The organism is Myxococcus xanthus, from assembly GCF_013116825.1.
GTDB lineage: Bacteria > Myxococcota > Myxococcia > Myxococcales > Myxococcaceae > Myxococcus > Myxococcus xanthus_B.
Genome location: NZ_JABFNS010000093.1, coordinates 16102 through 37771, shown reverse-complemented (window position 1 = coordinate 37771; position 21670 = coordinate 16102). Strand labels below are relative to the sequence as shown.

Below are 21670 nucleotides of genomic sequence, written 5' to 3'. Positions count from 1 at the left end.
ACACACCTGTCCCTCCACGCTGGCCACCCGCGCACGCACACCCCGCCCCGCCAGCAGCCCCTGCAGCCGCACCGCCCGGGCGCGCAGGGCTTCCGGCGGCTGGGCAAGCAGGCGATGCACCGGAACCTCATCCGCCCGGCCGTCCCGGTACAGCGTCAGGGTGGCTTCGAGCGCGGCGACCGTCAGCTTGTCCACCCGCAGGGCCCGCATGAGCGGGTGGGCCTTGATGCGTGCCAGCAGCACGGACCGGCCCACCACGACTCCCGCCTGGGGTCCTCCCAACAGCTTGTCTCCCGAAAAGGCGACCACGTCCGCGCCCGCCGCCACGGCCTGGGCCACCGTGAGCTCCCGGCTCAAGCCCTCGCCCTTCAGCGGCACCAGCGCGCCCGCGCCCAGGTCCTGGAACACCGGCACGCCGCGCGCGCGGCCCAACGCCGAAAGCTCCGCGACCTCCACCTCTTCCGTGAAGCCCACCAACGCGAAGTTGGAGCGGTGCACCTTCACCAGCAGCGCCGACTCCGGGCCCAGCGCCGCCGAGTAATCCGACAGCCGCGTCCGGTTGGTGGTGCCCACCTCCACCAGCTTCGCGCCCGACTGCCGCATCACCTCCGGGACTCGGAAGCCGCCGCCAATCTCCACCAGCTCACCGCGCGACACCACGCACTCGCGGCCGGACGCCAACGCCGCCAGCACCAGCAGCACCGCGCCCGCGCAGTTGTTGACGACGACCGCGTCCTCCGCGCCCGTCAGCGAACGCAGCAGCCCCACCAACGGCGCGTAGCGACTGCCCCGCTCTCCCTCATCCAGGTCGTACTCGAGGTTGGAGTACCCCCGGGCCACCTCCGCCACGCGCGCCACGGCCGAGGCCGCCAGGGGGGCGCGTCCCAGGTTGGTGTGCAGCACCACCCCGGTGGCGTTGAGCACGGGCCGCAGCCCCGGGGTGCCCAGCGTGTCCAGGGCGTGCTGGACGTCCGCGTCCTCGAAGCCCGGCCCCCCCGAGGCCACCAGCCGGCCCCGGGCCCGGTCGACCGCCAGCCGGAGCGCGGCCACGGCACGGGCCCTGGGGACTCCGCTCAACAGGGGTTCCAGCGACGGGCGCCGCAGGAGCTGCTCGACGGAGGGGAGCGCGCGCAAGAGCGCATTCTTCCCACCGTCTCCACTGTTCGACGGGGCGCCCACGGCCCGAGTCTAGGGGAGCCGCCAGGCAAGTTCCAGGCGAGCCCTGGAACATCGGGGTGACAAAAAGGAAAAGGCCCAGCCTCCCTCGGGGAGACTGAGCCTTCGGACCAAGCGCTATGAGCGCTCAGTAGGTACTCAGACCGGGCGAACGTTCTGAGCCTGCAGGCCCTTGGGGCCACGGGCCACGTCGAACTCGACCTTCTGGCCTTCCTGCAGCGTGCGGAAGCCCTGGGTCTGAATCGCAGTGTGGTGGCAGAAGAGATCCTCGCCCCCGCCGTCCTGCATGATGAACCCAAAGCCCTTCGCGTCGTTGAACCACTTCACGGTACCAGTCGCCATTACGCTTCTCTTCGTCTTTCTCTACCAGCTTCATGAATTGAGCTGGTTGCCACGCCGTGTGAGGGTGCGGCCTTGGCCATGTGTCACGTTTCCGGCCAGTTGCATAGGGGGTCCCCCACACGCAGGCACCCTTTTTCCGGGCGTGGACATAACCCGCGGCATCCGCGCCCCATTCCGCACGAATTCTCCACCGCCACCACCCAGCAGGCGCCCGGATGGCGGCAGCGCACCTACTTCGCGGCGCTCTTGAGCACCGGCAGCGTGGGCGCCCGTCCGTACAGCAATTGGTACGTGTTGAAGGAGCGCAGCACGCGCTTGATGTAGCCGCGCGTCTCGGAGATGGGGATTTCCTCCACCCATGCGTCCAGCGCCAGGTCCGGCCTGTCGGACCTCCAACGATTCACCGCGCCGGGGCCGGCGTTGTAGCTGCCCACCGCATAGGGCGTGTGCCCGTCGAAGCGCTTGAGCAAGCCGCCCAGGTAGTGGGCCCCCATGCGGATGTTGAGGTCGGGCTGGAGCAACTGCTCCACGCTGAAGCGCTTGAGCTTCAGCTCACGCGCCACGCCCTTCGCGGTGGACGGCATCAACTGGGTGAGGCCCATCGCTCCCGCCCACGAGAGCGCCTTGGGGTCCAGCGCACTCTCCTCCCGCATCAACGCCTGGAGCAGGTCCGGCTCCACGCCCGCGTCCGCCGTGTGCTTCTCGATGCTGTCGCGGAAGGCGTTGGGATAGGCCACCTCCCACACCACGCGCGTCTCCGGGGTGATGCGTCCGCTCAAGTCCTTCCGCAGCGCCAGCCGCGCCACCGCGTGGGCGGAGCGCTCGTCCCCGGCCTCGTGCAGCACCAGCACCAGCAGGCGCACGGACTCCGCCGGCAGATTGGTCCGGTTGACGGCCAGCAGCTCGGACGACACGGCCTCCTTGAAGCCCAAGCGGTACAGCTCCACGCCCGCGCGGAAGTGCGGGTCCTCGCCCATGGGGCCGGCGAACAGCGGCCAGGGGCTGGCGGCCTCGGGCACGGCGAAGATTTCGGCGGACACCTTCTCCAGCCGCGGCGGGTCCACCTTCGCCAGCTGCGAGCGCGCCATCAGCCCGTAGTAGGTCGCCGGGTGGTCCACGGAGAGCTTCTCGAACAGCTCCGCCGCGCCCTGGATGTTGCCCTTCTCTTGCATCGTCCGCGCCCGCCAGTAGCGCGCGCGCTCCACGTCGTAGCTCTCGTCCGCCTTGGCGAACTGCGCCTCGATGCGGTCCAGGAACGACAGGCCGGAGTCCTCCACGCCCGTGGTGCGGGCAATCCAGAACGCCTTGAAGAGCGCCTCGCCCAGGAAGTCCCCCTGCGGGTACAGCCGGGCCAACGTGTCCAGCCGGGCCATGGCCTCCTTCGGACGGCCCGTCTTCAGGTAGAGGTCGGCCGCGTAGAAGAGGCCGTCATCCGCGAACGAGTGGTCCGGGAACTCGCGCGCCAGCCGCTCGTAGGTCTCCGTGCCCCGCGCCTGGTCGACGATGGAGCGCGACGAGCCGAGCACGTACAGCACGCGCGCCAGCAGGTCGCGGTCCTGGCACTTCTCCGCCACGGGCGTCAGCACCTGGATGGCGCGCGTGTGCTGGCGCTCCTTGCGCATGCCCTTGCCGAAGGCGAAGTGCGCGCGGCAGGCCAACGGCTCCGGAAGCGCCAGCTTCGGCAGCAGCGGCTCCAACTGCTCCAGGCCGGCCTTGTTCCGGTGCAGCTCCACCAGCGCCTCACCACGCCCCACCCTCGCCTCGACGGGCGGCGTCTGCCCCTTGAGGCGCTTCTCGGCCTGCTTCGACAAGGCGGACAGCGGGTGCGCGGCCCACAGGCGCCACAGCGCGGCGCGCTCGGCGGCCTTGTCCTTCTTCTCCGCGGCGATGTCGGCGATGGCCATCAGCGCCTCGGCGCCCACGTTGCGGCCCCAACTGGGCGCCGCGCGCGACGTGAGCGGCTCCAGCGCGGCCATGGCGCCCGCCGCGTCCTTCTTCTTGCGCAGCACGCGCGACAGGGCCAGCCGCGCGTCCACGTACAGCTTGGACTCGGGTGGCACCTGCTCCAGCAGCACCGCGGCCTCATCGAAGCGGCGCAGGCTCTCCAGCGCCACGCCGCCATGCGTCAGGCAGCGGTCCTTCAGCGCGGGATAGTCCGGGGCCAGCGCGGCGAATTCCCTGGCGGCGGACGCGTCATCTCCGGCGCGGACGGCGGCCAGTGCGCGCAGGTAGCGCACCGGCGGGCTGTCGCCCTCGTCCTTCAGCAGCTCGCGGACGCGCGTGTACTGTCCACGGTCGAACGCGTCGCGGGCCTCCTTCTTCTTGCCCTCGCCGAAGTAGGGCGCCAGGTCCTCCAGCGCGTAGCGGCGGCCCCGGTGCACCACCGGAGTCGGCGGCGCGGCATTGGGGAAGGCGGGGTTGAGCACCTCCACGTAGCCCACCGGCAGCGGCGCCTTCTCCGAGTCGGGAGGGGGCGACAGCTGCGCCTCTGGAGGCGCGTTGCTGGGGTGCTGGGCCGGCGCTTCGGACGCCTCGGGCTCGGCCGGGGTGGACGAAACCGCCTGCGGGGCGGGTGCCTGCGCGGTCATCAGGAGCGCGGAGGCGGCGACGGCGAGCTTGGAAAGGAAGGGCTTCATACGCGGGGGCTGGGTCCCAGGGAGATGCGCGCGGGCTCGCCCCAGGACAACCGGCAGGTCATGGAAAATTTCCGGAGGCTGACACAGGTTAGACTGTCCGCCTCCTCATGGACATCCGGACACAGAGCGCGCTGCTGGCATCCATCATCGGGCTCGCCCTGGGCGTGTCCATGTTGCTGCGGCCCGGCAGACCCAGGGTACTGACGCTGTACTCCGTCTTCGCGCTGACGGTGGCCGGCTACTACCTTTCGCTCTTCTTTCACAGCGTCTTCCCGGCCGGCGCCTACCCGTGGACATCCCGCATCTTCGTGGGCGCCACCATCCTGGTGGGCTCCCTGGTCCCGGGCGCGGCCGTTGCCTTCTTCCTGGAGTTCCTGGGCGTCAGCAAGGGGACGAACCTGGTGGGCCGCCGGCTCGCCCTGCTGTCCGCCGTCCTGGGGCTGACCGTGGCTGTCACCCCCCTGGCCGACAAGCTCTGGGCCCGGGTGGGCATGGGCGTGTGGGTGCTGGGCACGTTGCTGACCTACGGTTCATTGCTGCTCCACCGGGTCCGCACCACCGAGTCTCGCATCGAGAAGTTCCGGCTGGCGTACCTGGCCATTGGCGCGGGCGCGGCCATCCTCTTCTCCGCGCTGGATTTCCTGGTCAGCTTCGGCATCCCCTTCCCCACGCTGGGGTCGGTCTTCTCCACGCTGTACCTGTTCTTCCTGGCCCACACGCTGCTGCGGCTGCGGCTCATGGACCTGCACGAACTGCTGGGCAAGATCGCCTCGCAGACGGTGCTGGCCAGCATCCTGGCCGCCGTCTTCACGGTGCTGACGGCGTGGGGGAAGGAGAACACCGGCCTCTTCCTCTTCAACACGGTGGTGGCCGCGTTCGTCATCCTCATCCTCCTGGAGCCGCTGAAGGTGAAGGTGGAGGAGATGGTGGTGCGCATCTTCTTCCGCGAGCGCTTCGCCCTCCTGGATTCGCTGGGCTCGCTGCGCGCGCGCATGGCGAATGTCATCGAGATTTCCGAGCTGGCCCGGCTGGTGCTGGACACGCTCCACGAGACGGGCCGCGTGACGCACGCCTCCGTGTACCTGCTGGCGGAGGACCGGCCCGGATACCGGCTGCTGGATTCGCGCGGCCCGCTGCCAGTGGCCTTCCTGGACACGGCGGTGGCGCGCGGCCTGCTCTTCGCGGCGGCCAGCGGGCAGAAGGCGGTGCTGCGGGAGAACGTGGAGCGCCGCATGGCCACCATGCGGCTGCAGGCGGTGGAGGGCAAGCGCTACCGGGACGAGCTCAAGCGGCTCAACGACACGCGCACGGCGCTGGTGCAGGTGAAGGCCGGCATCGCCGTGCCGCTGATGGGCAATGACCGCGTCATCGGGTTCCTCAACCTGTGGGACGAACGGGTGCCAGAGGCCTTCGCGTCCGACGAAATCGCCATCATCCTGGAGGTGGCGGAGCGGCTGGCGACGGTGCTGGAGAACTCCAAGCTCTACGAGAAGATTCGCGAGCGGGACCGCCTGGCCGCGCTGGGTGAGATGGCGGCGGGTCTCGCGCATGAGATTCGCAATCCGCTGGGCGCCATCAAGGGCGCGGCGCAGTGCCTGGACCCGGCGCACTACCAGGGCGAAGACGCGGAGTTCCTCGAAGTCATCGTCGAGGAGGTCAACCGGCTCAACGGCGTGGTGACGGCGTTCCTCGACTACGCGCGCCCGCTGAAGCAGAGCTTCGGCACCACCGACCTCAACGAGGTGGTCACGCGCACCATGCGGCTCATCCAGAACGATGTTCCGCCCAACCTCCACCTGGCCGTGGAGCTGGACTTGATGCTGCCGCGCGTGGACGGCGACGCGGAGCAGCTCAAGCAGGTGCTCATCAACCTGGTGCAGAACGCGGTGCAGGCGCTCGAGACGCGCGAGGGCCGCATCAGCGTGCGCACGGAGAAGCCGGAGCGCTTCGGCGAGCTGCGCAGCGCCGGCACCGAGTTCGTGGAGGTGCAGGTGTCCGACAACGGGCCCGGCATTCCTTCGGACCAGCACCCGCACATCTTCGTGCCGTTCTACACGACGAAGCAGAAAGGCACCGGCCTGGGGCTGGCCATCTGCCAGCGCATCGTGAAGAACCACGGCGGCAGCATCTCCGTGCAGAGCAAGATGGGCGAAGGCACCACGTTCGTCATCCGCCTCCCCGCCCTCCCCTCCGAGCAGCCCCCCGCGGAGGCCGTCTCCGTGGACGGCCTGCCTGCCGGGAAGCGGCCATCGCAGTCATTGCCCGTGTCCGATGAACTGCGCGACGCGGGCAAGCCATCGCATGGGGACACCCGCGCCAAGCGGGAGCGCCGCAAGCGGCTCCGCGCGTAGCGACACCGGGCGGGACACCTGGGGAGCGCGCCTTCCGGACATTGCTGCTTTCGCCCCCGGGGGCGAGCGCCTATAGGTCATCCGCATGAGCGCATGCCCCTTCTGCCCGAGCTCGATGCAGCTCACGCCCGGCGGTGAGCTTCCCCTGGAGACGTGTGGCGACTGTGGCGCGGTGTGGTTCGAGGGCGAAGCGCTCACGAAGGTCATGGGAGGCTCCGTGTCGGATGCGCTCCTGCGACGCGCGAAGAACCGCCCAGGATGCTGCAAGGGCTGTCAGGGCGAGCTCCAGTTCGTCCCGGAGTGCACACACTGCGGCACCCGCGCCCCCACCTGTCCGCGCTGTGGCCGCGCGCCCCTTCCCGTGGTGGAGGTGTTCGGGGTCCCCATGGAGGTGTGCTCGGGCTGCGCGGGCGTGGCCCTGGACGCGGGCGAGCTCCAGCAACTGCAAGGCGCCGTGGAGGCGTACCGCGATGAGCCGCTGGATGCCCGCGCCACGGTGCGGCTCGAAGGGCCCCCCTGCTGCACCGCGTGCCGGCGCAAGCTGCGGCTGGAGCACGGCTTCGTCGCGGAGGAGCGCCTCTACTGCGGGAGTTGCGCGCCCCATGGCGCCACCCCCTACAGGGAAACGTTCAGCAGCCATGACCTCCCGATGTTCGTCCCCACCCGGCGTGGAGGCCAGACCCTCAATCTGGCCGGGTACGCCTCCGAGGGCTTGATGTGGCTGCTCCACCGGATGCTCACCCGATGAGCCGGGCGAGCGCCGCGCGGCCCTCATCCCAGTGACGCGGACGCCTCGGCCAGCTTCTCCTGCGCGGCCTCCCAGCGGGCATAGAGGTCTTCCAGCTCCTCCTTGCTCGCGCGGTGCGTGTCCATCAGCGGCTTGGCGCGCGCGAAGTCGTTGTAGAGGGCCGGGTCCGCGAGCTGCGCCTCGCGCTCCTTCTGTCCGGCCTCCACCTCGGCGATGCGCGCCTCCAGCTTCGCGATCTCCTTCTTGAGGGGCCCCTCCACCACGCTGCGGCGCTGGCGCGCCTCCGCCTCCAGCCGCTTGCGGTCCTTCTCCGTCATCGGCCCGGAGGCCACCTTCTCGCCCCGCGCCTGGCCCGCCGCCATGGCCGAGGCCTCCGCCGCCGCCTGCTGGAGCTTCTGCTGGTGGTACAGGTAGTCGTCCAGGTTGCCCGGGTGCGGCGTGAGCTTCCCGTCCGCGACCTCCCACACGTGCGACGCCAGGCCGTTGATGAAGCTCCGGCTGTGGCTGACGAACAGCAACGTGCCGCCGTAGCCCTTCAGCGCTTCAATCAGCATCTCGGCCGAGTCCAGGTCCAGGTGGTTGGTGGGCTCGTCCATCAGCAGGAAGTTGGACGGCACCAGCAACAGCTTGGCCAGCGCCACCCGCGCGCGCTCACCGCCACTCAGCACGCCAATGGGCTTCTCCACATCGTCGCCGCTGAAGAGGAACGCGCCCAGCACGCCGCGCACGTAGCTCTCCGGCTTGTCCGCGGCCAGCGGGCGCACCTCTTCGATGATGGTGTTCTGCCGGTTCAGCTTGTCCGCGTGGTGCTGCGCGTAATAACCCACCACCACGTTGTGCCCCAGCGTCACCGTCCCGGTGTCCGGCGCCAGCTCGCCAGCGACCATCTTCAGGAGCGTCGTCTTGCCCGCGCCATTCGCGCCCACCACGGCGATGCGCTGCCCGCGCTCCACGCGCCCGGTGAGGCCGTCGTAGATGGTCTGCGCGCCGTACCGTTTGGTGATGCCCTCCAGCGTCACCACGTCGCGCCCGCTCCGCTCGACCTCGGGGAAGCGGAACTTCATCGACGTCCGCTCCTCCAGGACCTGCACCTTCTCCAGCTTCTCCAACATCTTGGCGCGGCTCTGGGCCTGACGCGCCTTGGTGGCCTTGGCGCCGAAGCGGTCGATGAACCCCTGCAGCTCCGCGCGGCGCGACTCCACCTTCTCGGCGCGGGCCCTCAACAGCTCCTTCTCCTCGGCTCGCAGCCGCTTGTACTCGTCGTAGTTCCCGGCGTACTCGCGCACGCCCTCCACTTCCAGGGACACCACCCGGTTGATCTGCCGGTTGAGGAAGTCCTTGTCGTGGGAGATGAGCACCAGCGCCTTGTTGGAGCGGCGCATGAAGTCGTCGAACCACGTGAGCGTGGGCACGTCCAGGTGGTTGGTGGGCTCGTCCAACAGGAGCAGGTCGGGGTCCTGGAGCAGCAGCCCCGCCAGGGCCGCGCGCATCCGCCAGCCGCCGGACAGCGCGGAGGTGGGCTTGGCCAGGTCCGTGTCGCGGAAACCCAGGCCCTTGAGGATGCGCTCGGCGTGGTGGCGGCCGTAGCGGTTCTCGAAGTCGTCCAGCTCCGCGTGCAGGTCCGCCAGGGACTGGGACAGCTCCAACTGGTCCTCCTCGTCCGTGGCGGCGGCGAGCGCCGCCTCCGTCTCCTTGAGGCGCGCCTCCATGGCATCGCGGCCGGGCACGGTGCTCATCACCGCCTCCACCACGGTGCCATCCGGCAGCCCAGCGATCTCCTGCGGCAGATAGCCCGCTCGGGCCTTGCGGCTGTACTGCACCGTCCCCGAGTCGGGCTGGGCCACGCCCGCCAGGATTTTCATCAGCGAGCTCTTGCCCGTCCCGTTGGCCCCTACGAGGCCCACCCGGTCCCTGGGACCCAGTGTGAAACTGTCCTGATCGAAGAGGACCTTCTTTCCGTAGGAGAGACAGAGGTCCTGGGCGATGACGAGGCTCATGGCGCCGGGGATGTAACAGCCCGCGAGCCCCTCGGGAATGTCGGATGTGCCCGCCCGTTCGCTCGGGGGCCCTACAGGGGCTTTCCGGGTTGGGCCGGGGCCTGTCTATACTCCGACCCCACATGGCTGCCCCCTGTCCCCATTGCGGAAGCACCGACGGCGTCGACCACCTCTGTTCAGGCCAGGGCCTCCAGCTCCTCGGCCAGGTGCTCGACGGCCGTTATAAAATCGAAAGCGTCCTGGGCCAGGGCGGCATGGGCATGGTGTTCCGTGCCACCCAGACGTCCGTGCAGCGCCCGGTGGCGGTGAAGACGCTCAACCCGTCGCTGGCCGCCGCCCCCCAGTTCTTCGAGCGCTTTCGCCGGGAGGCGGAGCTCGCCAGCCGACTGCGGCACCCCAACGTCATCACCATCTTCGACTTCGGCCGGTCGCCGGACGGCACTTGCTACTACGTGATGGAGCTCCTGGAAGGCGAAAGCCTGAAGGAGACGGTGAAGCGCCAGGGCCCCATGTCCCTGCGACGGGCCTTGAGCCTCGTGGAGCAGGCGTCGCAGGGCCTGGCGCACGCGCACGCGGAGGGTTGTGTCCACCGCGACCTGAAGCCGCACAACATCATGGTGCAGCAGCTCAGCGGCCAGGACTTCGTCAAGGTGCTGGACTTCGGGCTGGTGAAGGCCATGGAGTCCGAGGAGGAGGAGCAGCTCACCTCGACCGGACAGGTGCTGGGCACGCCCCAGTACATGCCGCCCGAGCAGGCCGGCGGCGAGTCCGTGGACCAGCGCTCCGACCTCTACTCCATGGCCGGCGTGCTCTACTTCTGCCTCACCGGCAGCTCGCCCTTCGGCGCGAACACGGTGCGCAAGGCGCTGACGGCGTCGCTCACCCAGGCGGTGCCCGCCGTCAACACCAAGCGCCAGGGCGCCCCCGTGCCGGCCGCGCTGGATGCCTTCTTCAAGAAGGCGCTCGCCCCGGAGAAGGAGGACCGGTACCAGAACGCGCAGGAGTTCATCGACGCGATGCTGGACACCGTGGCGGACCTCACCTCCGAGGAGCTCGACGCCATGCCGAGCGGCGGCGTCCCCAGCGCCAGCGAGCGCGGCAGCAACAGCCGCAGCCGTTCCAGCCGTCAGGGGAGCCAGAGCGGCATCCGCTCCTCGCGGGTGGGCGCCGCGCCGACCCTGGGCCGGGGCTCCACGCCGTCCAACGTCGTCGTCGCCAGGCCCCAGGGCGGCGCGAGCGGCTCATCGTCCTCTCCCAGCCGCGTCCGCTCGCAGACGTCCCGGTCCGCGCCGCCTCCTCCGCCCCCGCCTCCCGAGCCGGAGGGCATGTCCACCGGCAAGAAGGTGGCCCTGGTCGCCGTGCCGCTCGTCCTTCTGGGCATTGGCGCGGCCGTGGTCCTGGGCAACCCGGGCGGCAGCGCCCCCGCGACGCCGGTGGTGGTGAACGTCCCCCGCGACGCCCCAACGGCCACGACGCAGACCGCGACCGGCATGACGGGAACGCCCGAGGAGTCGCCCGTCCTCACGGTGAGCCTCGATTCGACGCCGTCCGGCGCATCCATCTACGAAGGCGAGGAGATGGTGGGCACCACGCCCACGAAGCTCCAGCTCCGCCGCGACAAGGTGCACTCCTTCAGCTTCCGCATGCCGGGGCACCAGGACAAGGAGCTCACGCTCAACCTGCGCCGGGTGGCTGGGGATACGCAGACGGCGAACGTGGTGCTGGAGCCCGTGCGAGCCGCGGCCCCCGGGCGTTCACCGCGCCCCTCGCCGAAGCCGGCGAGCCCGTCCGGGCCTGACATCTCCGTCTTCGAGTAGTCCCTACGGGGGCACGCGGAAGCACCGCGGTGCCCCCTGTCCTTCCCCCCGCGTCAGGCGAGCTTCGCGAGGGTCGGGAGGACTTCCCCGCTCTTGCCCACGACGCGGTGCTCGAAGCGGTTGGAGTTCTCCGCCGGGTCCAGGTTGACGAGCCACGTCTTCCCGCCCGCCTTGCGCACCTGGTCCACGATTCCAGCGGCCGGGTACACGGCGCCAGAGGTCCCCGCCGCCAGAAAGACGAAGCGTCCACCCGAGGTGGCGGCCCGCAGCGAGAAGTCCTCGATGCGCTGGATGTCCGCCGGGTCCAGGTATTCACCGAACCAGACGATGTGGGGCCGCAGCTGCTTCCCACACGCGTCGCACGCGGGCACCGCCCCCGCGGGGTACACGGTGGCGTCCTCGAACGAGGGCCGCTCGCAGCGGGTGCAGCGCGTCTTGAAGAGGTTGCCGTGCATCTCCACCACCCGCTGACTTCCGGCGCGCGTGTGCAGGCCGTCGACGTTCTGGGTGGCGAGGAGGAAGCGGTCCCCCAGGTGGCGTTCCCAGGCGACGAGCGCCTCGTGGCCCGGGTTGGGGTGGACAGCGGCGGCGGCCTTGCGGCGCTCCGAGTAGAAGCGCCACACCAGCGCCGGGTCCTTCCGGAAGCCCTCGGGCGACGCCACGGCCTCCACGGGTTGGTCCTCCCACAGTCCGCTCATCCCGCGGAAGGTGGGGACTCCGCTTTCAGCGGAGACTCCCGCGCCCGTGAGAACGAGCAGCCAGGTATTCGAATCGAGGATGAGCGAATCCATGTCGGCTCCTGTGCGGTGGAAAGCGAATCACGCTATGGATGGGATGCTGCCTACCGGAGCCTGATGCTCGCGGGAGGTCGCCTTGCGAGGTCCCATCATGGCGGAAGTCACCCTGGATCTGCGCGGCATGCCCAAGGCTGAAGCCTACGCCGAGCTGAAGCAGCATGTGCGCGCGGTGCTCGAGGGCATCGACGACGACATCACCGGCATGGCCACCATGAGCTGCCTGCTGCACCACGCCTTCGGGCACCTGTGGACGGGATTCTACCGCGTCGTCACGCCGGGCCGGCTGCTGAGGGTGGGCCCTTACCAAGGCACGCTCGGGTGCCTGGAAATCCCGTTCGGCAAGGGCGTGTGCGGCACCTCCGCGGCGAAGGGCGAGTCGGTGGTGGTGGCGGACGTCCACGCGTTCCCGGGCCACATCACCTGTGACGGGCGCTCGGCATCGGAAATCGTCGTCCCGGTGTTCGGCCGCAACCGGGAGCTGCTGGCCGTGCTCGACATCGACTCCGAGCACAAGAACGCCTTCGACGAAGTGGACCGCCGCGAGTTGGAAGCGCTGGTGCGCTGGTTCCAACGGTAGCGGCGGCCCGCGTCCGGGGACTCAGCTCGCGCGTGCGTACGCCACGGCGAGCTGACCGGCGAAGCGCGCGTTGTTGGTGAGCAGCGCCAGGTTGGCCTTGAGCGTCTTGCCCCCGGTGCGCTTCGCCATCTCCGACAGGAGGAAGGGCGTCACGCCCTTGCCGCGGACGCCCTGCCGGTCCGCGTCGGCGAGCGTCGCGGCGATGTGCAACTCCACCTCGTTGCGAGGCAGGGACGTCTCCTCGGGCGGAGGCACGGTGTAGAGCACCCCACCCTGCTTCAGCGACTCGAAGCGGGCGCGGGCGATGCGGGCGGCCGTGTCCACGTCATCCGCGCGGTGCTCCAGGGGGATGCCAGAACCCCGGCTGTAGAACGACGGCAGCTCATCCGTCCCCACGCCGATGACGGGCACGCCGGCCGTCTCGAGCAGCTCCATCGTCTTGGGCAGGTCCAACACGGACTTGGCGCCCGCGCACACCACGGCGACGGGGAAGCGCGCCAGCGCGGCGATGTCCTGGGAGATGTCGAAGTGCTCCGACGCCCCGCGGTGCACACCGCCAATGCCACCGGTGGAGAAGACACGAATGCCCGCGGCGGCGGCCATCTCACACGTGGCGCTCACGGTGGTGCCTCCCGTGGCGCGCGTGGCCATGGCGACGGCCAGGTCCCGGGACGCCACCTTGAGCAGGCGCTCCTTGCCCTCCGCCAGCCGGCGCATCTCCGGCTCCTCCAGCCCGACGCACAGCTGCCCGTCGATGATGGCGGTGGCGGCGGGAACGGCGCCAGCGCGGCGGATGGCCTCCTCGCACGCTCGGGCCGCGGCCAGGTTGTCCGGATACGGAAGGCCCTGGGCCACGACGCTCGTCTCCAGGGCCACCAGCGGTTGGCCGGCCTCGAGCGCGCGGCGCACCTCTTCCGAAAAGCGTAGGTCCATGCCCAGGCGTTTAGCATGCCCGGCTCCAAACGTCGGCTTGCGCGCGCGGCCCCTCGGGCCTATTCCCCTGCCGCCGTGTCCACGCCCGCCACCGCCGTTGTGCCCGCCCCCTCACGCGGCATCTCCGCGTCCGACCTGGCCATCGTCGGCGTCGTGATTGCCTGGGGCACCAACTACACGGTGGTGAAGGAGGCGATGGAGACGCTCCCTCCCCTGGCCTTCATGTCGCTGCGCTTCACCATCGCGGCGTTGGCCATGGGCGCGCTGCTCCTCGGCGTCGAGGGCTGGAAGCCGCTTCCGCGCCCGGTGTTCCTCAAGCTGCTGGGGCTCGGGCTGGTGGGCAACACCGTGTACCAGGTGTGCTTCATCCTCGGCCTGGCGAACACCTCGGTGGCAAACAGCGGGATGCTGACAGCGGTGACGCCGGTGCTGGTGGCCATACTGGGCGCCCTGTTCGGCGTGGATCGACTCACCCGCCCGCTCGTCGCGGCACTGGCGTTGGGCGTGGTGGGGATGCTGCTGGTGCTGGGGGGACGCGGCGCGTCCGAACATGGCGCGTCCTTGCTCGGCGACGGGCTCATCGTCTGCGCGAGCCTCTGCTGGGCCATCTACACGGTGGGCATCCGCACCGTGGGCCCTGAGGTGTCCGCGCTGCGCATCACCGCCATCAGCATGCTCACGGGCGCACCGGGCGTGGTGCTCGCGGGCGTGCCCGAGCTGCTGCGACTGGAGACCGAGAACATCCGCGCCGGCGCCTGGGCGGGCGTCGTGTACTCGGCGCTGGTGCCGCTGGTGCTCGCGTACTTCATCTGGGGCCGCACCGTGCAGAAGGTGGGCAGCAGCCGCGCGGGGCTCTACAACACGGGCATCCCCGTGGTGGCCGCCCTCACGGCATGGGCCGTGCGCGGAGAGCGGCCCACCTGGATGCAGGTGCTCGGCGCGGGGCTCGTCCTCTCCGGCGTGCTGCTCAGCCGGCGGAAGCCGTAGGCACCGGGGCCTGACTCACTCCCGGCGCCCCCGCTCCACCGCGAGCCCGTACTCCTCAATCTTCTTGTCCAGCGTGGGCCGGCTGATGCCGAGCAACGCCGCGGCGCGGACCTTCTTTCCCGACGCCTCGCGCAAGGCCTCGGCGATGGCATCGCGCTCCAACCGGGCCACGCGTCCCTGCAACGTCTTCGCGCCCTCATCGCCGCCCTCCTGGAACTCCGGGGGCAGTTGCAGCGCGCCCACTCGGCTCGCCGCGTACAGCAGGCCCAGCCGCTCCCCCACCAGCTCCAGCTCCCGCAGGTTCTGCGGCCACCCGTACTCCGTCAGCAGCCGCCGGGCCTCGGGACTCAGCGTCGGTGGCTCCTTCCGAATCCGGCGGGCCGCGCGCGCCGCGAACTGCTCCAGCAGCGGCAGCACGTCCGCGCGCCGCTCGCGAATGGGCGGGGCGTCCAATTCGAAGCCCGACAGCGCCCGAGCCAACGAGGCCTCCACGTCGCCGCGCGCCGCCAGCAACGACACCGACGCGGGCGCGGTGGCCAACACCCGCACGTCCACGGGCTCCTCGCCGCCTTGCCGCGCGGGCGCTGAACGGCGCGCCAGGGCCCTCGCCAGCCGCTCCGAAGCAGGCCGCGCGAGCGACTCCACGTGGAGCAGCACCAGCGAGCCCCCATCCGCGCGCAGCAGCGCGGATACGACGGGCGGCTGCCCGGGCGCGCTCGCCCTGCCGAACAGCGCCTCCTCCACGGCATCAGCGGGCTCCCGGCAGTCCACCACGATGAAAGGCCCCAGGGCCCGAGGCGAACGCGCATGGACGAAGCGAGCCAGCAGCGCCTTGCCCACGCCCGGCTCGCCATGAATCACCACCGGCGCGGCGCTGGCGGCCACCCGGCGCGCCAGCTCCAGCAAGGCCCGCAGCGGCCGGGACGTCCCGGAGAGCGCGGCCACGGGCGGCTCCGCATCCACGCGGGAGCGCACCGTGGTGTAGGCCTCGCCCCCCAGCCGTCCCAGCGCCGCGAGCAACTGGCCCTCGCCCTCACTGAACTTCGGCTCCGCCCGCGTCACGTAGAGCACGCCGAAGGGCATGCCACCTGAGGCCACCAGGGGCGCGCAGAGGACGTCATCCGTCTGGACCAGCTCCTTGCGCTCCAGGGCGGCCTGCGCCAGCGCGCGCGGCATCGTCAGCGCCTCCGCGCCCGCCACCGCCGCGGTGAGCAAGCCATCACTGCTGCCCAGCAGCGCGGCCGCGCGGTCGGCATTGAGTGCGTGCGCGACCTCATCCGCCAGGCGGCGCAGCACCAGGGCGCCACTCGTCGCGCCCAGCAGGGCAATGCCCGCCGAGTACATCGCCGCCGCCGCGCCCACGTGAGGCAGCACTTCCTCGATGGGCACCTGCCCCATCTTCTCTGGCCCGTCAGCCACCAGGGTCACCGGGGGCGGCTCGAAGAGGGCCGTCGTCACGCCCACGCGCACCTGGTCACCGGGCTTGAGCACCACCTCATCCACGAGGCGCTCGCCGTTGACGAACGTCCCGTTGCGCGAGCGCAAGTCGCGGATGCGCGCCTGCCCGTCGAGCACGGAGATCAGCGCGTGCTTGCGGGAGACCTGATGGTCATCCAGCGGGATTTCACACGATGGACTGCGGCCAATCGTCGCCTCCGCGAGCACGTCGTGACGACGCCCCGCGGAAGGACCGGTGAGCAGCAGGAGGGCGGGCATGGGGCGCGGAGCCTAGCGCCCCGCGATGGCTGGGCAAGGCCCCCGGCGCCGCTTGCTACATCGGCCGTTCGGCGTTCAGGAGTTCACGGAGTTCCCGCTCGTCCAACGCCCGGCCTTCCCGGCTGATGGCCAGCGCGTTGACCTGGGTCTCCGCGACCTCTACGTGGGCCCCCTTGCGCCACTCGGTTGTATGCACCGCGCCATCAACGAGCTTGCCCACCACGGAGCCCTCGTCCCGGCCCATGACCTCCAGCCACAGGTTCTCCGTGACGGTGTCCCCTTCGGGATGGGTGTCGAAAGGAGCACGCACCAGGAAGGTGAGCGGCTCCATCAGGCCCTTGCGCTGGAAGCGCGCCAGGAATGACGGGAGCACCAGTTGGGCCTCCCGCCGCATGGCCTGGGTCTGCTCCTCCGGCTCCTTCTCGAAGCGCTCACGGTAGGGCGCCAGGAGCTGGGACGTGTTGTGCCGGCCCAGCGGGGACACCACGGTGAGGAAGAGCCCCTCATGGCCCTCGAAGGTGTCCAGGGGGACGCCCAGCAGGTTGGTGCGGGCCTCTTCCGAGGGTACGAGCGTGAAGACCTGCCCCTCGCTGGTGCCCACCTGGGTGCGCAGCGCGGGCCCCTGTCCAAAGGCCAGGTCGGTGCACAGCTCATGAAGGAAGCTCTCCGCGGCCAGCAGGTCCTTCTCGGCCAGGTGGAAGATCTCCAGGTCCCGGGCCCCGAACTTCTCCATCCCGTGCGAGTGCACCCACAGGGGCGTGTCCCCCTCCGTCGCCTCCACGGCATGGAGGTGGACGTGGTCGCGGATGTCGAAGTCCAGCTCCGTGATTTCCGCCACGTCGTCAGGCTCGTGGAGCTTGAAGGCGGTGAGGTCCACCAGCACGCCCTGCACGTGCTCCAGCAGCGTGCGCACGGCCCACAGGGCCTCGAAGACAGGCAGCGTGGGCTGCGCCCCGCCCGGCTCCACGGACAAGTGGTAGTAGGCCTTGGCGCGCCCCAGCCGCTCGAAGGCCTCCGGGCTGCCGCTGAACACCTCCTTGCGGAAGCGCGGCAGTCCCTCGGAGCCCCGCGTCAGGCGCACCAGCACCTCGGAGCCGTCCGCCCGCAGCGTGAAACCCTCGCCGTCCGCGTCCGGGGTGAACTCCACCTCATCGTTCGCGAAGGACGCGCGCAGCGCATCCAGAGGAGCCGGGCCCTCCTGCTCCGTCGCCAGAAGATAGACCTCCATCACAGGTGCTTCTCGATCTGCCGGAAGAGGTCCACGCGGTCCACCAGGTTGGTCAAATAGTCGAGCTTGTCCGTGGGAAGCACGAGCACCGGCGACAGGCGGTAGCCCTCGAACCACTCCTCATAGAGGGCATTGAGGCGCTGCAGGTAGCGGGTGGGGATGTCCCGCTCCATGGCCCGGCCACGGATGCGGATGCGCTCACGAATCGTCTGCACTGGGCAGCGGAGGTAGATCATCAGGTCGGGGGGCCGCAACGACTCCGAAATCGTCTCGTACAGCTCGCAGTACGTCTTCCAGTCCCGCTTGTCGATGAGCCGCTGCCGGTGGAGGTTCTTGGCGAAAATCTCCGCGTCCTCATAGAGGGTGCGGTCCTGAAGCACCGTCCCGGAGGTACGCTCCAGCTCCCGGTGCAGGCGAAACTTGTGCGTCAAGAAGAAGAGCTGTGAGCGGAACGCCCACGTCTTCATGTCCTTGTAGAAGTCCGCCAGATAGGGATTCTGGTCGTTGGGTTCGAAGGAGGGCGTCAACCCGTACTTCCGGCAGAGGAAGGACGTCAGCTCCGTCTTTCCGGCGCCGATGTTGCCCGCGATGGCGATGAACTTTTTCCTGGCCACACCACCCCTGCTTGTAACCCCGCCGAGCGACGCGCACCAGAAACAACGTGTAGGTAGGACGTGGTAGAAGAAGTGCATGCCCCCCCGTCGTCCCGTTCAACGCGTGACAGGTGCCGCCGTCCTCCCTCGTGGGAGTCGCCGCCTGAGCGTCTGGCCAGGGAGCTTCGGCGGGCAAGCCCGCGGGCCCGGGCACCTTCCGGCCCTGAACATCGGCCCCCAGGAGGCGGGCTGAGGGATGCGCAAGCTCTTTTGCATTTTCGTGGCGGGCGTCTGGACGCTCTTCTGTTTCCCCATCGCCATCTTGGCGATGCTGCTCACGCTCAACCCATCGCGCTCCATCTGGGTGGCGCGCGAGCTCTGGTCGCCTGTGCTGCTGTGGGCAGGGGGCGCGAAGCTGGAAGTCATCGGCCAGGAGAACGTGGACCCGAATCGGCCCACCATCTATGTGGCCAACCACCAGTCCACCATCGACATCCCGGCGCACTTCCTGGCCGTCCCCGTCCCTTTCCGCTACGTCGCCAAGACGCAGCTCAAGTGGGTGCCCCTCATCGGCTGGTACCTGGCGCTCGCGGGCCACGTCTTCATCAACCGGTCCAACCGCTCCAAGGCCATCGCCTCGCTCAACGCGGCAGCGGCCAAGATTCGCGGCGGCACCAGCATCTTCCTGTATCCGGAAGGCACCCGCTCGACGGACGGCCGCGTCCTGCCCTTCAAGAAGGGCCCCTTCGCCCTGGCGCTGAAGGCCCGCGTCCCCGTCTGCCCCGTCACCATCGAGGGCTCCGGCGACCTGATGCCCAAGTCCACGTGGAACATCACCCCCGGTCCCATCCGCGTGAAGATTGGCAAGCCCATCGACACGACCACGTTCGCCGAGAACGACCGCGAAGGACTGGCCCGAGCCGTCCGCGCCGTCATCATCGCGGACAGCCTGTCCCTCGGGGGCAAGGGCGGCGACGTGGATGACGCCGTGGCCGCCGCGGGCGCCGAGGGCGTCAGCGATGCGCGCGCCCGAGCCCTCTCCTCCACCTGAGACGCCTCTCCGAGATGACCATTCGCCACCTCCGTTCCCGTCCCTGGATGCGCGCCGCGGTACTCGGCGTGGGCCTCCTGGCTGGTTGCAGCACCACCTCCTCCAACTCCGCCAAGGCGCGCCCCACCGATCCGCTCTCCCAGGCGCGGGCCTACCTGGACGAGCATCAGCCCACGAAGGCCCTGGGACTGCTGACGGACCTGCACCGGCAGACGCCGGACGACCTGGACGTGGCGCGCTCGCTCACCGAGGCCCACGTGAAGGCGGGGCAGACGGACGCGTGGATCGCGGAGCTCCAGAAGCGAATCACGACGGGTGAGCGCGCGGTCGACCAGTACATGCTGGGCCTCGCTCTCTTCTCACGCGCTCGCGACGCGGGGGCGCCCAGCGTCGCCGCCTTCGAGCGCGCCGCGACCCTGGCACCGGACACCGCGGAGTTCCACTACCGGCTGGGGCTCGCGCAGTTGGAGTCTGAACAGTACACGGAGGCGCTCGGGCCCCTGCGACGCGCCACGGCGTTGGAGCCAGCCCGCACCGCCTGGCGGCTGCCGTTGGCCAAGGCGCTGCACCGCACGGGAGACGCGCCCGGGGCCGTGGAAGCCCTGAGCGCTGTGGTGCGGGGCCAGCCCACGCCGGCCGAGGTCACCACCGCACGGGCACTGATGGAGCAGATCGCGGATCCGTTCTCCGGCTTCCCCAAGGCCGCCGAGGCCAAGCTGGAAGAAGGCATGCGCTACCTGAAGGACCTGGATGCGCCCCAGCACGCCATCCTCGCCTTCGAGGAGATCCTGCTCGACTACCCGGACGTCGCGGTGGTGCACGCCCTGCTGGGCCTGGCCTACCAACGCCTGGATGACGCGGGACGTGCGGTGGATGAGTTCAAGCAGGCCATCGAACGCGCCCCCCGGGACGGCAAGAACCACTTCTATCTGGGCGAGCTCTACCTGGCGCGCCAGCGCCCCGACGCGGCCCGCGTCTCCTTCGAGAAAGCCGTGGCGCTCCATCCGCTGCTGGAGACCGCGTGGTTCCACCTGGGTGACATCCACCTGGAGCGCAGGGACCTCACGGCCGCCCGCGAGTCCTTCACCGTGGCCACCGCCCTGGCACCGGATGCCGTGGCGATGCGAGGCAAACTGGCCCTCGTGTACCAATTGGAGGGCGACTTCGCCGCCGCCGAGCGCGAGCTGCGCCGCGTGGTCGAAAAGGACCCGGAGAACATGGAGTTCAGCCTGCGTTTGGGGTTGCTCTACACCGAGCAGGCGATGAAGGCCCCGCGCCCCGAGGCGCGGAAGACCGCGGCCAGCGAGGCCGAGCGTTGGCTGATGAAGGTGCTGGAGACCCAGCCTGAAAACGCGGTGGCGTCACGCGCGCTTCAGCAACTCAAGGCACAGTAGCCATCCACGGGCCCAGCCCTCTACACTCGTTGTCCGATGAGCGACGGTCGCAAGCCCCCCCAGCCTGGAACGCAGCCTCCTCGGGCGGCGTCTCCGTCTGGCTCTCAGCCGCGCACGCCGACGAACCCCGGCATGCCGCGCGCCCCCAGCCAGTCCAACCTGCGGGTGATGTCCGCCGCGCGCGCCGAGCCGCTCCTGAAGGAGAAGCCAGACGGCCCGCTGGGGAAACGCCTGGCGGGAGATGCGTCGAACCACCTCCTCAACGGCCTCTCCATCCTCAAGGAGCTGGTCGCGGACTTCCGACGGAGCGACCGCTTCTTCAAATACAAGGCGTCCATCATCGCCGGCTGGCTGGTGATGACGGTGACGAGCCTCGCCATTGCGTGCCCGGGCAGCACGGTGCGCAAGGGGGACATGGACGCGCGCCTGGTGCTCAGTGACAGGTTGGACCGGCCCTCAGTCACCATCTGGAACGAGAGCAAGGAGCCCTGGTACGACGTCACCCTCACCGTCAACGGACAATACCAGGCGGCGGTGCTGACGGTGGCCCCGGGTGAGTTCATCACCATCACCCCCAAGCAACTGATGGGCTCCAGCGGCGCCGCGCCCGCGGACCTCCGCTTCCAATCCATCCAGATGCGCAGCCGGGACGACAGCGCGGACCTCACAGAGGACCTCAACGCCGCCTGGGAGCGCATTCACAAGCCGCAGCGGTAGTCCGCCGTGGAAACACGAAGGGCGCCCTTCCTCTCGGAAGCGCGCCCTCGCGTTGCTCCCAGCCCCTTCTCACGAAGGGGCCAGGTATGCAGTCCGTGCTGGACTACTCCGCCTTCGTCTCTTCCGCAGGCGCTGCCGCCTCGGTGTCGACGGGAGCGGCCTTCTCCGGCCGGTCCACGAGCTCCAGGAGGGCCATCTCCGCGGCGTCGCCCCGGCGGAAGCCGAGCCGAACGATGCGGGTGTAGCCACCGGGACGGCTGGCGTACCGGTCCTTGTACTCGCCGAACACCTTCTGCAGCACGTCGCGGTCCTTGACCGTACGGGCCGCCAAGCGAACGTTGGCGAGGCCGCCACGCTTGCCCAGGGTGATGATCCGCTCCGCGATCTTCCGGGCCTCCTTGGCCTTGGGAAGCGTGGTGCGGATGGCCTGGTGCTCCAGCAGCGAGGTCGCCATGTTGTTGAGCATCGCGAGCCGGTGGCTCGTGCTGCGGTGAAGCTTCCTCTGTCCGACCTTATGGCGCATCGTCGTGCTCCGGAGTCCTGGTGAGGACTCCACCACTCCGGCCGTATCAGGTACCGGGTGGGATGGGTGGACCCGGCACGAGGCCCA

The 21670-nt window shown here is 69.9% G+C and carries 18 protein-coding genes; 8 read left to right on the top strand and 10 right to left on the bottom strand.

The features are described 5' to 3' along the window. From selA to HNV26_RS24790, 3 genes are all read right to left on the bottom strand, one after another. Positions 1-1179 (bottom strand): L-seryl-tRNA(Sec) selenium transferase (gene selA / locus HNV26_RS24800; protein WP_171452883.1); only part of this gene is annotated, 1179 nt, incomplete at its 3' end. A 135-nt stretch (positions 1180-1314) separates the two neighbouring features. Next, on the bottom strand, positions 1315-1518 hold the full coding sequence (locus HNV26_RS24795) for a cold-shock protein (RefSeq protein ID WP_011553379.1): 204 nt from the start codon (positions 1516-1518) through the stop codon (positions 1315-1317). Positions 1519-1748: 230 nt separating this feature from the next. Then, entirely contained in the window at positions 1749-4154 is a 2406-nt protein-coding gene (locus HNV26_RS24790) for a transglycosylase SLT domain-containing protein (RefSeq protein ID WP_171443320.1), read from the bottom strand. A gap of 107 nt (positions 4155-4261) precedes the next feature. On the opposite strand from HNV26_RS24790, the gene HNV26_RS24785 reads away from it, so the two are divergent. Beyond that, positions 4262-6505 (top strand): ATP-binding protein, encoded by a 2244-nt coding sequence (locus tag HNV26_RS24785; protein WP_171443321.1) that lies wholly within the window; start codon positions 4262-4264, stop codon positions 6503-6505. An 85-nt stretch (positions 6506-6590) separates the two neighbouring features. Further along, on the top strand, positions 6591-7253 hold the full coding sequence (locus tag HNV26_RS24780) for a TFIIB-type zinc ribbon-containing protein (protein WP_171443322.1): 663 nt from the start codon (positions 6591-6593) through the stop codon (positions 7251-7253). Positions 7254-7276: 23 nt separating this feature from the next. Here the strand turns inward: HNV26_RS24780 and HNV26_RS24775 are convergent, their stop codons facing one another. Then, entirely contained in the window at positions 7277-9250 is a 1974-nt protein-coding gene (locus tag HNV26_RS24775; protein ID WP_090491294.1) for an ABC-F family ATP-binding cassette domain-containing protein, read from the bottom strand. A gap of 122 nt (positions 9251-9372) precedes the next feature. Here HNV26_RS24775 and HNV26_RS24770 point away from each other — a divergent pair, with 122 nt between their 5' ends. Continuing rightward, entirely contained in the window at positions 9373-11067 is a 1695-nt protein-coding gene (locus HNV26_RS24770) for a serine/threonine-protein kinase (RefSeq protein WP_171443323.1), read from the top strand. A gap of 53 nt (positions 11068-11120) precedes the next feature. Here HNV26_RS24770 and HNV26_RS24765 read toward each other — a convergent pair whose 3' ends face one another. Then, a complete protein-coding gene (locus HNV26_RS24765; protein ID WP_171443324.1) occupies positions 11121-11858 on the bottom strand; it encodes an SIR2 family NAD-dependent protein deacylase in 738 nt (245 codons plus the stop codon). A 97-nt stretch (positions 11859-11955) separates the two neighbouring features. Here HNV26_RS24765 and HNV26_RS24760 point away from each other — a divergent pair, with 97 nt between their 5' ends. Next, positions 11956-12441 (top strand): GAF domain-containing protein, encoded by a 486-nt coding sequence (locus HNV26_RS24760; RefSeq protein ID WP_171443335.1) that lies wholly within the window; start codon positions 11956-11958, stop codon positions 12439-12441. 21 nt (positions 12442-12462) lie between these two features. Here the strand turns inward: HNV26_RS24760 and HNV26_RS24755 are convergent, their stop codons facing one another. After that, positions 12463-13374, bottom strand: a complete 912-nt coding sequence (locus HNV26_RS24755; protein ID WP_171443325.1) for a pseudouridine-5'-phosphate glycosidase — start codon at positions 13372-13374, stop codon at positions 12463-12465. A gap of 75 nt (positions 13375-13449) precedes the next feature. Here HNV26_RS24755 and HNV26_RS24750 point away from each other — a divergent pair, with 75 nt between their 5' ends. Then, positions 13450-14361, top strand: coding sequence for a DMT family transporter (locus HNV26_RS24750; RefSeq protein ID WP_171443326.1), 912 nt, complete (start codon positions 13450-13452; stop codon positions 14359-14361). A gap of 15 nt (positions 14362-14376) precedes the next feature. On the opposite strand, the gene HNV26_RS24745 is transcribed toward HNV26_RS24750, so the two are convergent. The 3 genes from HNV26_RS24745 to HNV26_RS24735 are packed head-to-tail and all read right to left on the bottom strand — an operon-like array spanning position 14377 to position 17919. After that, complete coding sequence (locus tag HNV26_RS24745; RefSeq protein ID WP_011553368.1) at positions 14377-16077, bottom strand: sigma-54-dependent Fis family transcriptional regulator; 1701 nt, start codon at positions 16075-16077, stop codon at positions 14377-14379. Between the two features lie 55 nt (positions 16078-16132). Next, positions 16133-17308: a DUF2314 domain-containing protein gene (locus tag HNV26_RS24740; RefSeq protein ID WP_171443327.1), complete on the bottom strand. Its 1176-nt coding sequence runs from the start codon at positions 17306-17308 to the stop codon at positions 16133-16135. Beyond that, the gene (locus HNV26_RS24735; RefSeq protein ID WP_011553366.1) at positions 17305-17919 is read right to left on the bottom strand and encodes a deoxynucleoside kinase; all 615 of its coding nucleotides are present in this window, start codon (positions 17917-17919) and stop codon (positions 17305-17307) included. The genes HNV26_RS24740 and HNV26_RS24735 overlap by 4 nt, the downstream gene beginning before the upstream one ends. 235 nt (positions 17920-18154) lie before the next feature. Between HNV26_RS24735 and HNV26_RS24730 the strand changes: the two genes are divergently transcribed. The 3 genes from HNV26_RS24730 to HNV26_RS24720 are packed head-to-tail and all read left to right on the top strand — an operon-like array spanning position 18155 to position 21060. Then, positions 18155-18949 carry a lysophospholipid acyltransferase family protein gene (locus tag HNV26_RS24730; RefSeq protein WP_171443328.1) on the top strand — a complete coding sequence of 265 codons (795 nt, stop codon included), beginning with the start codon at positions 18155-18157 and terminating at the stop codon, positions 18947-18949. Between the two features lie 14 nt (positions 18950-18963). Next, the gene (locus tag HNV26_RS24725; RefSeq protein ID WP_171443329.1) at positions 18964-20343 is read left to right on the top strand and encodes a tetratricopeptide repeat protein; all 1380 of its coding nucleotides are present in this window, start codon (positions 18964-18966) and stop codon (positions 20341-20343) included. Positions 20344-20379: 36 nt separating this feature from the next. Beyond that, a complete protein-coding gene (locus HNV26_RS24720) occupies positions 20380-21060 on the top strand; it encodes a hypothetical protein (RefSeq protein WP_141592472.1) in 681 nt (226 codons plus the stop codon). Between the two features lie 103 nt (positions 21061-21163). Here HNV26_RS24720 and rplQ read toward each other — a convergent pair whose 3' ends face one another. Then, positions 21164-21583, bottom strand: coding sequence for a 50S ribosomal protein L17 (gene rplQ / locus HNV26_RS24715; protein WP_171443330.1), 420 nt, complete (start codon positions 21581-21583; stop codon positions 21164-21166). Between the last annotated feature and the right edge of the window lie 87 nt (positions 21584-21670).

Excerpts from the sequence above, each read along its gene's own strand:
- HNV26_RS24795 (WP_011553379.1), bottom strand. The coding sequence starts at position 1,518 with ATGGCGACTGGTACCGTGAAGTGGTTCAACGACGCGAAGGGCTTTGGG.
- HNV26_RS24790 (WP_171443320.1), bottom strand. The coding sequence starts at position 4,154 with ATGAAGCCCTTCCTTTCCAAGCTCGCCGTCGCCGCCTCCGCGCTCCTG.
- HNV26_RS24765 (WP_171443324.1), bottom strand. The coding sequence starts at position 11,858 with ATGGATTCGCTCATCCTCGATTCGAATACCTGGCTGCTCGTTCTCACG.
- HNV26_RS24780 (WP_171443322.1), top strand. The coding sequence starts at position 6,591 with ATGAGCGCATGCCCCTTCTGCCCGAGCTCGATGCAGCTCACGCCCGGC.
- HNV26_RS24745 (WP_011553368.1), bottom strand. The coding sequence starts at position 16,077 with ATGCCCGCCCTCCTGCTGCTCACCGGTCCTTCCGCGGGGCGTCGTCAC.
- HNV26_RS24760 (WP_171443335.1), top strand. The coding sequence starts at position 11,956 with ATGGCGGAAGTCACCCTGGATCTGCGCGGCATGCCCAAGGCTGAAGCC.
- rplQ (WP_171443330.1), bottom strand. The coding sequence starts at position 21,583 with ATGCGCCATAAGGTCGGACAGAGGAAGCTTCACCGCAGCACGAGCCAC.
- HNV26_RS24725 (WP_171443329.1), top strand. The coding sequence starts at position 18,964 with ATGACCATTCGCCACCTCCGTTCCCGTCCCTGGATGCGCGCCGCGGTA.
- HNV26_RS24720 (WP_141592472.1), top strand. The coding sequence starts at position 20,380 with ATGAGCGACGGTCGCAAGCCCCCCCAGCCTGGAACGCAGCCTCCTCGG.
- HNV26_RS24770 (WP_171443323.1), top strand. The coding sequence starts at position 9,373 with ATGGCTGCCCCCTGTCCCCATTGCGGAAGCACCGACGGCGTCGACCAC.
- HNV26_RS24755 (WP_171443325.1), bottom strand. The coding sequence starts at position 13,374 with ATGGACCTACGCTTTTCGGAAGAGGTGCGCCGCGCGCTCGAGGCCGGC.
- HNV26_RS24775 (WP_090491294.1), bottom strand. The coding sequence starts at position 9,250 with ATGAGCCTCGTCATCGCCCAGGACCTCTGTCTCTCCTACGGAAAGAAG.
- HNV26_RS24785 (WP_171443321.1), top strand. The coding sequence starts at position 4,262 with ATGGACATCCGGACACAGAGCGCGCTGCTGGCATCCATCATCGGGCTC.
- HNV26_RS24730 (WP_171443328.1), top strand. The coding sequence starts at position 18,155 with ATGCGCAAGCTCTTTTGCATTTTCGTGGCGGGCGTCTGGACGCTCTTC.